Annotated in this window: 8 protein-coding genes and 1 pseudogene; 7 read left to right on the plus strand and 2 right to left on the minus strand. The window is 40.6% G+C overall.

Features of this window, described 5'->3' with window-relative positions:
- Positions 1 to 410: 410 nt before the first annotated feature.
- On the plus strand, positions 411 to 1,706 hold the full coding sequence (locus tag AC0KTX_RS01570) for a homocysteine synthase (RefSeq protein WP_474250481.1): 1,296 nt from the start codon (positions 411 to 413) through the stop codon (positions 1,704 to 1,706).
- Between the two features lie 636 nt (positions 1,707 to 2,342).
- Here the strand turns inward: AC0KTX_RS01570 and AC0KTX_RS01575 are convergent.
- Both AC0KTX_RS01575 and AC0KTX_RS01580 read right to left on the minus strand, forming a co-directional pair.
- Positions 2,343 to 2,597 (minus strand): DUF6171 family protein, encoded by a 255-nt coding sequence (locus AC0KTX_RS01575; protein ID WP_474250482.1) that lies wholly within the window; start codon positions 2,595 to 2,597, stop codon positions 2,343 to 2,345.
- Positions 2,598 to 2,617: 20 nt separating this feature from the next.
- A pseudogene (locus AC0KTX_RS01580) lies at positions 2,618 to 4,102 on the minus strand (alpha-N-arabinofuranosidase).
- A 399-nt stretch (positions 4,103 to 4,501) separates the two neighbouring features.
- Between AC0KTX_RS01580 and araD the strand changes: the two are divergent.
- The 6 genes from araD to AC0KTX_RS01610 all read left to right on the plus strand — a co-directional run bounded on the left by araD (position 4,502) and on the right by AC0KTX_RS01610 (position 11,914).
- Complete coding sequence (araD, locus tag AC0KTX_RS01585; protein ID WP_474250483.1) at positions 4,502 to 5,203, plus strand: L-ribulose-5-phosphate 4-epimerase; 702 nt, start codon at positions 4,502 to 4,504, stop codon at positions 5,201 to 5,203.
- A 15-nt stretch (positions 5,204 to 5,218) separates the two neighbouring features.
- Positions 5,219 to 6,880, plus strand: a complete 1,662-nt coding sequence (locus AC0KTX_RS01590; RefSeq protein WP_474250484.1) for a ribulokinase — start codon at positions 5,219 to 5,221, stop codon at positions 6,878 to 6,880.
- Positions 6,881 to 6,895: 15 nt separating this feature from the next.
- Positions 6,896 to 8,386, plus strand: coding sequence for an L-arabinose isomerase (gene araA / locus AC0KTX_RS01595; protein WP_474250485.1), 1,491 nt, complete (start codon positions 6,896 to 6,898; stop codon positions 8,384 to 8,386).
- A gap of 402 nt (positions 8,387 to 8,788) precedes the next feature.
- Positions 8,789 to 9,904: a substrate-binding domain-containing protein gene (locus AC0KTX_RS01600; protein WP_474250612.1), complete on the plus strand. Its 1,116-nt coding sequence runs from the start codon at positions 8,789 to 8,791 to the stop codon at positions 9,902 to 9,904.
- Positions 9,905 to 10,443: 539 nt separating this feature from the next.
- On the plus strand, positions 10,444 to 10,689 hold the full coding sequence (locus tag AC0KTX_RS01605) for a hypothetical protein (RefSeq protein WP_474250486.1): 246 nt from the start codon (positions 10,444 to 10,446) through the stop codon (positions 10,687 to 10,689).
- A gap of 25 nt (positions 10,690 to 10,714) precedes the next feature.
- The gene (locus AC0KTX_RS01610) at positions 10,715 to 11,914 is read left to right on the plus strand and encodes a sn-glycerol-1-phosphate dehydrogenase (RefSeq protein ID WP_474250487.1); all 1,200 of its coding nucleotides are present in this window, start codon (positions 10,715 to 10,717) and stop codon (positions 11,912 to 11,914) included.
- Positions 11,915 to 12,202: the final 288 nt, after the last annotated feature.

The following is a 12,202-nucleotide window of genomic DNA, read 5'->3' on the forward strand; positions in this document are numbered from 1 at the left end:
GATAAAAAAATCGTTTCCTCTTTTCTGCCGCTTTAAAAACTATATTTACTTTTCAATCTTATCGTATGATGGATTAATGATTCAAATAATGAAAGCAGTTTTTCTGTTATCCGAACGGTTAGCTATATCCATTTCCTTTGGAAGAAGCAATCATGGTATGCCGTCTATTTTTTTTTGCAGAAAGGTACAAAACATTTTTTGGAAAATCTAAAACTGTAGATCGTTGCAAAACCGATCACAGTTTTTTCTTTTGAGAAATGAATTACCTGAAAAAAGCAATTGGATCGAAACAATCCATACTGTTCAAAGAAAGATTATATGTTATACTATCTTTATCAAAATAGTTTTGAATGTTTTGATAAATGATGTTGTTTCTGTTCAGGATTCAGTACATAAGGGGGAAATAGCGAATGTCAAACGAAAAAAAATTTCAGCCGGAAACTTTGGCCGTTCACGCCGGTCAGGTTCCAGATCCGACGACTTTAGCAAGAGCGGTGCCGATTTATCAGACGACATCTTACGTTTTTGAAGACAGCCAACACGGAGCCGATCTGTTCGGTTTAAAGAAAGAAGGAAATATTTATACAAGAATTATGAATCCAACGAGCGACGTCTTCGAGAAGCGGATTGCGGCGCTTGAAGGCGGAATTGGTGCGCTTGCGCTGTCATCCGGACAGGCAGCTATTTTTTATTCCATCATCAATATCGCATCAAGCGGAGACGAAATCGTTTCCTCCTCCACTCTCTATGGCGGAACGTACAATATGTTTGCGCATACATTGCCGAAACTCGGCATTACTGTTAAATTTGTCGATGCTTCAGATCCAAAAAACTTTGAAGCAGCTATTACGGACAAAACAAAAGCGCTTTATGCGGAATCCATCGGAAATCCGAAAATGGATGTGCTAGATATCGAGGCGGTCGCTTCCATCGCACATCAACATTCCATTCCGCTTATTGTCGATAATACGATTCCTAGCCCGTACTTGCTGCGTCCGATTGAATTCGGAGCCGATATCGTCGTTCATTCCGCAACAAAATTTATCGGCGGACATGGAAATTCCATCGGCGGCGTGATTGTTGACAGCGGAAAATTTGACTGGAAGGCAAGTGGCAAATTCCCTGGATTCACAGAACCAGATCCCAGCTATCATGGGTTGGTTTATGCGGATGATATAGGAGAAGCGGCTTACATTACTAAAGCGCGCATTCAACTTTTAAGGGATTTGGGGGCAACGCTTTCGCCTTTCAACTCGTTCCTGTTTTTGCAAGGTCTTGAAACATTGCATTTGCGCATGGAGCGCCATAGCGAAAACGCGCTGAAAGTGGCGGAATTTTTACAAGAGCATGAAGCGGTGGAATTGGTCAGCTATCCGGGATTGGAAAGCCACCCTTCGTACGAACTTGCCAAAAAATACATGCCGAAAGGGCAAGGAGCAATTTTGACATTTGAAATAAAAGGCGGCGTTGAAGCAGGCCGAAAATTAATCGATTCTGTTCAATTATTCTCCAATCTTGCCAACATTGGCGATTCCAAATCATTAATTATTCATCCTGCCAGTACAACACATCAACAATTAACGAGCGAAGAACAGCTTGCAGCCGGCGTAACGCCAGGACTTGTCCGTTTATCAGTAGGCACGGAGGCGATTGAAGACATCATCGAAGATTTAAAACAAGCGATTGAAGCAAGCCAGCGCCGCTGATCTTCTTAAGAAGGGGATGTCCGAAAAGTCAGGATAATTGACTTTTTGGTGCCCTTTTATTTTGTCAAAAAAGTGCACAAAAAAATCGCCCTTTCTAAACACGTAAATACAAAAAAGACATTAAAAATACCAAAACTGGATCTATTGTGAAGATGGTGATTGTTTTATTTGCCCGAATATAAGGAGAGTAACATTTAAAAAATACCAGAACAAAAAGAATCCGACCGGCTATGAGCAAAGTTTTGTTATGATCCTGAACGCAGAAAATTTTCATAACAAAATTTTGCAACGTACAAAGGTTACTTCTCAAAAAACATTGCGCAGCGCACAATTTTTTTATTTATCTGACCATTGTAGGATTTTCCCTTCACAATTTCCGCAAATTTTCTGTGACGTTCTGCCGAGAACCTTCTGAAAGGTTCTCTTTTTTTTATTGCCGCTTGCTCAAGGAAATATGGATTGAAATTTAAGAAAAGTACAAAAGAGAGGATATTTTTGGATAAAATTGATAGAAAAGCCCGCCTTGAATTTTCAAAGGCGGGGACGAAAACCAAATTTAATTGCTTCATAATCCGAAAAATTACGCATTATGACTGCAGTTTCAAAAGTCAAACGAGAGAGAGGCATGGCTTTGCTTTACCATTTAGGGTCTGTCGGCGACGGACAGCGGTTGCTTAAAATTTTTGCTTGAAAATGGATCAAGTAACCGCTTGAATGGCATGTCGTTCCGTCCATTAGTTGAGGGCATGTTTGACAAATACCGATTCTCTTTTGATACGTGTCGTCAGAGGCAATCATCGTTCCATCGATGTGTGCCTCTTTCATCATTTCGCCTATGATGTCATCGGTAATGACCACATTTTCCATGCATCTTCGGCAATCATTTCTCACAGGCTTTCTCTTCCATTTATTTACAAGACTGCTACGGACATTGGAGGTATTTTAAAATATTTTTCATTCCACGCAAAATCATGAAAGCTGTCTGGCTTTACATTTTCCGGGTGATCAAAGGTGTTATGGGCATTTTTTTCGTTTGCTGTTAAGATTGTTCCTTTTATTGGTCCTGCTTCTTGGATGGACATTCCTCTTACATCGATCGTTAATTCAATCGTGTCTTGCAAATCGATATGACAAAGATTGATATGAATTCGGTTTTCTTGATCTTTGGTGGCGGAAACACTGATTTTTGGCAATGTTTCTTCATTCCACTAATATTGTTCAACATGGCTTTCAACTGCAAGCAGTTTGGCATCGTGATTGACTTTAAACATGTCAAACACATGATAAGTTGGGGTTAAGATCATTTTTTCGCCTTTTGTTAAAATCATCGCTTGCAAGACATTGACCATTTGCGCAATATTGGCCATATGAACGCGGTCCGAATGCTGGTGGAAAACGTTAAAATGAAAGGCAGCCACCAGTGCATCGCGTATTGTATTTTGCTGATACAAAAATCCTGGATTCGTACCAGTTTCCGGATCAAACCACGTTCCCAACTCGTCAATGCTTAATCCCACTCGTTTTTCCGGGTCGTATTGATCCATGAGATGGCTGTGGCGGGTGATGAGTTCATCCATATAGAAAGCTTTTTTCATTGTGATGAACCATTCATCTTCGTCAAAGACCGTTGCGGATCCTTTGCCTCTACAAAAATCACCGGGAATTGTATAATAGTGAAGGCTAAGCCCGTCCATAAATCTGGAAGCATTTTTCATCAGCACTTCGATCCAATTGTAATCATCGACATTTGCTCCCCCAGCAATCTTGTATATTTTTTGATCGCTGTATTGACGGACGAACGTTTGGTAGCGGCGATAAAGATCTGCATAATATTCAGGCCTCATGTTGCCGCCTCAACCCCAGTTTTCATTGCCGACACCAAAATATTTCAACTAGCAAGGTTTTTCGCGCCCGTTTTCTTTCCGCAAGTTAGCCATTGGCGATTCACCGTCAAATGTCATATATTCAACCCATTCGGACATCTCCTGAACAGTGCCGCTGCCACATTTCCGCAAATATAGGGTTCACATCCGAGCATTTCGCAAAGCATCATAAACTCATGGGTGCCGAAGTGATTGTTTTCAACAACACCGCCCCAATGCGTGTTAATCATTTTTTTCCTTTTTTCACGTGGCCCGATTCCGTCTTTCCAATGATATTCGTCGGCAAAACATCCTCCAGGCCATCGAAGAACGGGTACTTTAATTTTTTTCAAAGCTTCCAGCACATCGCTGCGAATGCCGTTTGTGTTCGGAATCGGTGAATTTTCTCCCACCCAGATGACTTCAAAATGCCTCTTCCAAGGTGTTCGGCAAAATGGCCGTAAGATTGCGGTGAATGGTCGATTTTTCAACATCCGTCTGAATGATAATGTGGTTCCTCAAAAATACCTCCATTAAAAAGGAAAGTGTCCAGCAATCTTGCAATCAAATGAAAGCGGTTAACATGTTCAGCAGCATAAAGTAAATTTATACCGCTGTTTCCATATTATTATGGTTGTTCGTACATGTCAATTGCATATTTTAAATTTGTTTACAGTTTTCTCTCTTGGAAACATGTCTGAAACCAATCAATTTGTTAAAAAATTTCAGTTATGATCGGCATGTTTTATATATATGATAATATTGTATAGATGGGAGTTGGATAAAACAAGCGGTCTCAACATTTCTTATCAATAAAGAAATAGACAAATTTGTGAAAGCGGAAAAAATTCATTGATTGTACGTACAATTTGTAATAATATATGAATTAGGATAAGTGAAAAACGTACATTTTCAGAAAGGTGATGAAGGCTTGTGCTGGAAAAATTAAAAGAGCAGGTGCTTGAAGCGAACTTATCTCTTCCAAAATACGGATTGGTTACTTTTACGTGGGGCAATGTAAGCGGTATCAGTAGGGAGGATGGACTTGTTATCATAAAACCTAGCGGCGTCCCGTATGAAACGTTAAAATTAGAAGATTTAGTTGTAGTAGATTTAGAGGGAAATATAGTGGAAGGAAATTTAAAACCTTCTTCGGATACACCTACTCATTTGGTTTTATACAAACATTTTCACGACATTGGCGGAATTGTTCACACTCACTCGCCATGGGCGACAAGTTGGGCGCAAGCAGGAAAAGCAATTCCTGCATTAGGAACTACCCATGCCGATTATTTTAATGGAACGATACCATGTACAAGACCGATGACAAAAGAAGAAATCGAAGGTGAATATGAACTCGAGACAGGGAATGTAATTGTTGAAACGTTCCAAAGCAATGGCATTGATCCAAATGAAATTCCAAGTGTACTAGTTCATAGTCATGCGCCGTTTAATTGGGGAAAAGATGCGTTAGAGGCTGTTCATAATGCGGTTGTATTGGAGGAAGTGGCCAAACTTGCGCTTCACTCTTTTCAAATCAATCCAGAATTGGGTTCTATGGATCGCGTGCTGTTGGAAAAACATTATTACCGCAAACATGGGGCAAACGCTTATTATGGACAGACAAAAAAATAGAAAGGAAGATGAATCATGGGGAAATACACGATTGGGATTGATTATGGAACGTTATCAGGACGAGCTGTTTTGGTTTCTCTTGAGGATGGCAGGGAAATTGCGGACCATGTGACTCCTTATCGGCATGGCGTGATCGATCAAACGCTCCCGGAAACAAATATCAAGCTTGATCATGAATGGGCATTGCAGCATCCGAATGATTATATGGAAGTCATTAAAAACTCAGTGCCAGCCGTTTTGCAAGAGTCAAAGGTTGATCCGAATGATGTCATCGGCATTGGCATAGACTTTACTGCTTGTACGATGTTGCCGATTGACGAACATTTTGTTCCGCTTTGCTTGAAAGATGAGTGGAAAAACAATCCTCACAGCTGGGTGAAGCTGTGGAAGCATCATGCAGCACAACCGGAAGCAAATAAACTCAATCAAATTGCCGAACAACGCGGAGAAAAATTTTTAGCAAGATATGGCGGGAAAATTTCTTCTGAATGGATGATCGCAAAGATATGGCAAATATTAGATGAAGCTCCCGAAGTTTATGAAGCAGCAGACCAATTTGTCGAAGCAACGGATTGGGTCATTTCACAATTAACAGGCAACCTTGTCCGCAACAGCTGTACAGCAGGTTATAAGGCCATTTGGCATAAGCAAGAGGGATATCCGAGCAAAGAATTTTTCAAAGCGTTGGATCCTCGCCTGGAAAACTTAACGGATACGAAGCTTCGCGGTGAAGTGGTTCCGCTCGGGACGAAGGCAGGCGCTTTAACGGAGGAGATGGCCAAGCTGACAGGCTTGCCAAAAGGGATTGCTGTTGCTGTCGGCAACGTTGATGCCCATGCGGCTGTCCCGGCAATGGGAGTAGTGGAGCCGGGAAAAATGGTGATGGCGATGGGAACATCGATTTGCCATATGCTGCTTGGTACGGAAGAAAAAGCGGTTGAAGGAATGTGCGGTGTTGTAGAGGACGGCATTATCCCGGGATTTTACGGATATGAAGCAGGCCAATCTGCGGTAGGCGATATTTTTGCTTGGTATGTCGATCAAGCGGTTCCTGCTTACGTGAAAGAGGCTGCTGAGAAAGAAGGATTGAATGTTCACAGCTATCTAGAAAAGTTAGCTTCCAAATATAAACCTGGTGAAAGCGGTTTATTGGCATTGGACTGGTGGAACGGCAACCGCTCTGTTCTAGTCGACACCGAATTAAGCGGTTTAATCATCGGGATGACGCTGCAAACAAAACCTGAAGAAATATACCGGGCGTTGCTGGAAGCGACGGCATTCGGCACAAGAAAGATTGTGGATGCCTTCAAACAAAACGGAGTTGAAGTGAATGAATTATATGCTTGCGGCGGATTACCGCAAAAGAATCAACTGTTGATGCAAATTTATGCGGATGTGACAAATCTGCCGATTCGGATCGCCGATTCAAAACATACACCCGCTCTCGGGGCAGCGATGTTTGCCGCTGTAGCAGCAGGCGGTAAAGCCGGCGGCTATGACACAATTTTAGATGCCGCCAAAAACATGGCTCGCATTAAAGAACATGCCATTAAGCCAATTCCAGAAAACGTTGCCATTTATGAAAAACTGTATCAAGAATATAGTCTGCTTCATGATTATTTTGGCAGAGGAACAAATGATGTCATGAAGAGATTAAAAGCATTACGAAGCCAATAATAGGGGGAATATTCAATGTTGACTGTTAAACCTTACAAATTCTGGTTTGTAACCGGAAGCCAGCATCTTTACGGAGAAGAGGCATTAAAAGAAGTGGAAGCAAACTCCAAACAAGTTGTCGAATCATTAAATCGTGAAGGAAATTTCCCGAATGAAATTGTATTTAAAGCAGTTTTAACAACGGCAGATGATGTTTATAAATTGGTTTTAGAGGCTAATTCGGATGAAGAATGTGCAGGGTTGATTACTTGGATGCACACCTTCTCGCCGGGCAAGCTGTGGATTTCCGGTTTAAAAGCATTGCAAAGGCCTTTATTGCATCTTCATACGCAATTTAACCGCGATATCCCATGGGATGCAATCGACATGGATTATATGAACTTGCATCAATCAGCTCACGGCGACCGCGAATACGGCTTTACGGTAACCCGTTTAAGAGCACCGCGCAAAGTCGTGGTCGGCTATTGGAAACATGAAGATGTCCAAGAGAAGATCCGCGGTTGGATGAAAACAGCTGTTGCAGTAAGCGAAAGCCGCAACATTCGCGTTGCTCGATTTGGCGATAATATGAGAAATGTTGCAGTTACAGATGGAGATAAAATTCAAGCGCAAATCAAATTTGGCTGGACAGTTGATTACTATGGCATCGGCGATCTCGTGCAAAAAATGAAAGAAATTTCCGATGGGGAAGTAGACGCATTATTTGCCGAATATCAAGAGCTTTACGAAATTGAACCAGAGGGATTGAAACCGGGCCCGGTTCAAGAGGCTATTAAGGAACAAGCCCGCATTGAACTTGCTTTAAAAGCGTTTTTGCAAGAAGGAAATTATACGGCATTTTCAACCAACTTTGAAGATTTGCATGGCATGAAGCAATTGCCGGGTCTTGCTGCTCAGCGGTTGATGGCAGAAGGATATGGATTTGCCGGGGAAGGAGATTGGAAAACAGCGGCATTGCTTCGTTATATGAAAATTGTTGCCGATAATCAGGATACAAGCTTTATGGAAGATTATACGTACCACTTGGAACCAGGAAATGAAATGATTCTCGGTTCTCATATGCTGGAAATTTGCCCGACGGTTGCCGCCACAAAACCGAAAATAATCGTCCGTCCATTAAGCATCGGTGGAAAAGAGGATCCAGCCCGGCTTGTTTTTGACGGGAAAGCGGGAGATGGAATTGTTGCTTCATTAGTGGAGATGGGCGGCCGTTACCGCTTAATTGTCAATGATGTAAAAGCCGTTCAGCCGACAATGGATACACCGAATCTTCCGGTTGCAAAAGTGCTGTGGAAGCCTCTTCCTTCCTTAAGCGAAGCAACGGAAGCGTGGATTTATGCTGGCGGGGCGCATCATACCGTCTTCTCACTGGCTGTCACAAAAGAGCAATTGTATGATTTTGCAGATATGATGGATATTGAGTGCGTCATCATCGATCAAAATACAAAATTGCATCAGCTTCGGAATGAACTTAAAATCAGCGATGTAATATGGAAGCTAAGATAGCCAAAAATAATCATCGGGAAACTGGGGCTGTCTCATAAGTCGATTTTTCGACTTAGAGCAGACCCCTTTTTCATGCAATAACGTTGATGTATCAATGTTTTCGTTTTTTTAATTTAATGGCATTCCTTATTTGGGATAAGCCCGGTTTTTTTCCAAAGTGAGAAAAATTCAAGGCTTCATAGCTGCCGTTTTGGCCAGTGCTGCTGATAAAAGACGCATTATTTCCTCCTGATTTCTTCAAGGCGATAAGGAAAAATTGGATAAACATGTGACCTATCGGGAAAAAGCCAAGTTTGTTGAGATTTCAAAATGTTAGAAAATATGGTATGCTTACATGTACGGATATTTTTTGAAAAAATGATTGACAAAGGGTGTTTACGAGTGGCTGAAACGAAATATAACATGGTGAAACGCTGGATTAAATCAAAAATTTTAGACGGAACATTTCTGCCGAACCAAAAAATTTATTCAGAAAGCGAACTGATGAAACAATTTAACGTCAGCCGGCATACAGTACGGCTTGCAATAGGAGAGCTTGTCAACGAGGGATGGCTGTACCGGGAGCAAGGCGCCGGAACTTTTTGTGCAGAACGGCTGCCTGCCGGGCAAAATGAGGCGGTTGAAGGGGAACAAAAGAAAATAGCAATGATCACCACTTATATTTCCGATTATATTTTTCCGTCGATCATCCGCGGAGCGGAAGCCTATTTAAGCAATGAAGGCTATCAAGTCAGCTTATTCAGCACGAACAACGATTATGAAAATGAAAAGCGCATTTTAGAAACAATTCTATCGCAGCGATTCGATGGCATAATCGTGGAACCTACCAAAAGTGCGGCGGCAAATCCAAACATCAATTATTATTTAAATTTGGAATCGTTAGAAATTCCTTATATCATGATCAATGCCTATTACAATGAGCTCGAACCGGTCAGCGTGTTGTTGGATGATGAAAAGGGCGGTTTTTTGCAAACGGAGCACCTCATCCAACTTGGCCACAAAAACATCGCAGGTTTCTTTAAAACAGACGATTTACAGGGAACAAAACGCATGAAAGGATATTTGAAAGCCCATCGCGAATACGGCGTGAAAATTAATCCGCAAAATATCGTTACCTACACAACAGCTGAGAAGTTTACCAAACCAAGTGAAGTATTCAAAACCTTGCTCGAAACGTTGCCGGAAAAGCCGACAGCAATCGTCTGCTACAATGACGAATTAGTGATGAAGCTTTTGGATGTCGTCAGAGAGAAAAACATGTCTGTCCCAGATGACATCTCGATTGTTGGCTATGACGATTCATTTTTGGCCGAAATCTCGGAAGTAAAACTGACAACCATAAAACATCCGAAAAGTGAGCTAGGAAAAGCCGCAGCCAAATTAATTGTGGAAATGATCCAAAAAGGGAAAAGCAAAAAGGAAAAAAACAACAAAGTAGAATCGCTCATCTTTGAACCGGAGCTGATTGTAAGGAGTTCAACAAAAGGATTAACCGACAACGATCAAGAAAAGGCATGAATGGCTTGTTCCCGAAAAATCTTTTTCTTTTTAATCATGGTCCCTTCCACAAATTAAAAGGATGATGAACAATTTCGGCATAGGTTTTTTATTAAAGATTTACAAGCAGTTTAATGTTTTTTATATGTTTATCGCCAATCTGACAATAGGATTTTAACATGAAGGGATCAACGCCCTTTTTTTGGCAGAAAAATAGGAACAAATCTTTTTCAGTATTTTTTAAATCTAATATCATATACGGACATACAAAAGTCTTACTGATTTGAATAATAATTGACAATATTTTTAAAATTGTTTATTCTTTTATTGTACGTACAAATTGAAATTTTAAAAACAAGTGAAGGATTATTTTAAAAAATGTTTAAAATAATTGAAAACGTTTTTAAGGAATGGATTTTTGAAACACATGAAAACACCGTTGATTGAAGCGACAGAGAAGTAATAAATTTAGTTTTATTGTTTTACCTTGATATTGCATGCATCATTGATTGTAGAATGCATTGAATCGAAAAAAGTTTTTAGCGCCCGCCAACTGTACCGTGAAATGCAGCCGCATTGTATGGACATCGCAAGATCTTAACGGCAATCGTTTTGTCGCCTTGTTCAATATTGGCGAAGAACGTGGGGTTGTATCCGTACAACTAGAAGACTTAAATTGCCGGAATCCTATGAGTCTGAGAGATTTATGGGCTAAAGAAGATTTAGGTGTTGTTGAACATCAAATAGCATTTGAGTTAGAACCTCGTCAGTCGGTATTGCTGAAATTAACAGAAGCCGCTGACTAAACGGAACAGGAGGTTTAAAAAGAAAATGAACATTGAAAAACAATTGCAGGAACTTGCCCAAGAATTAAAATTAACAGATTACAAGTTTCCGGATCTGTTTGTAAAGGCTGGAGCGATTCACAACATTGCAGACTACCTTGCGCAAAACGGATGGAAAAAGGTGTCGATCGTTTATGATAAGAATACGTTTGAAGCTGCCGGAAAACATGTTCAGCAGGTATTAAAGGAAGCAGGTTTTCTCACTCATGGGCATTTGCTTCCTGCCGATGAGCATAACCAAGTAATCGCCAATGAGGAGGCTTTAGTGCAGTTATTAGTTGATGTGCCGAAAACAGATGATGTGTTGATTGCGGTAGGTTCCGGAACAATTCATGATATTGTCCGTTTTGCTTCTTACCATTTGCAAATACCGTTTATCTCTTTTCCAACTGCAGCTTCAGTCGATGGGTTCACATCCAAGGGAGCGCCAATTATTGTGCGGAAAGTAAAAAAGACCGTACAAACCGTATCACCTATCGCTGTGTTTGCTGATCTGCATATTTTGCAGGCAGCACCGAAAGAAATGACTGCAGCGGGTTTTGGAGATATTTTGGGAAAGTACACTTCACTGCTTGACTGGAAAATTTCCGGTTTAATAGGAAACGAACCATACAATGAAACAGCAGCAAATCTAACAAAACAAGCTCTCGAATTATGCGTCAACCATGTAGAGAAGATTCAAAAAGCCGACCAAGAAGGGATAAAAATCCTTATGGAAGCTTTACTTCTATCAGGTCTAGTTATGCAGCTGCTCAATCATTCAAGACCTGCGTCGGGGGCTGAGCATCATTTGTCGCATTATTGGGAAATGCATTTATTGAAAACGAATCAAAAGCAGCTGCTTCACGGTGCAAAAGTCGGAGTTGCCACAACGATCATTTCGGATTTATATAAACAAAAGAAACTTGAGTTAGAGAAATTGTTGGATAAAGATACGAAATATCAAGATGCCATTCGCAGCCATTTAGATGAGATTCAAAAATTGATTGACGACTTGCCTTCTTCCAATCAATTGCGTTCACTGTTAAAGAAAATTAAGGGACCGTCCACAATTGAAGAACTAGGCATTGCCCAAGAATTAGTCAAACAAAGCTTAAATGAAGCATACCATTTGCGCGACCGCTGTACAGGATTATTATTAATCAATCAAATAAAAGAGTCAGAGCTTCCATACCCGTTCTCATAAAAGTCACGGAAATGGCGAATGGAAAAAAATTTGTTTTTAAACTGACAAAAAACAAGAACAGTTAAAAAGAAAAAACAGTTTGCATTGGAAGCAATTTATTGTACTTACTTTTAAAACATGTATTATTCTGAAAGCTTTTTCAAGGTTGCATCCAAGGTTCTAGTAATGCTGTAAAGTAGTGTCCATCACTGTTAATCATTTTACAATGGTTTTTCATGAGAGATTTTGGTCGGCCTTGCGATTTATAAAATATTGAAAATTAAACGTCATCTGCACAACAAACAAGAA

It is taken from the genome of Aeribacillus sp. JST-2 (assembly GCF_056032925.1).

Coding starts and splice junctions, on each gene's coding strand:
- AC0KTX_RS01570 (WP_474250481.1), top strand. CDS start 411: ATGTCAAACGAAAAAAAATTTCAGCCGGAAACTTTGGCCGTTCACGCC.
- AC0KTX_RS01610 (WP_474250487.1), top strand. CDS start 10,715: ATGAACATTGAAAAACAATTGCAGGAACTTGCCCAAGAATTAAAATTA.
- araA (WP_474250485.1), top strand. CDS start 6,896: ATGTTGACTGTTAAACCTTACAAATTCTGGTTTGTAACCGGAAGCCAG.
- AC0KTX_RS01600 (WP_474250612.1), top strand. CDS start 8,789: ATGGTGAAACGCTGGATTAAATCAAAAATTTTAGACGGAACATTTCTG.
- AC0KTX_RS01590 (WP_474250484.1), top strand. CDS start 5,219: ATGGGGAAATACACGATTGGGATTGATTATGGAACGTTATCAGGACGA.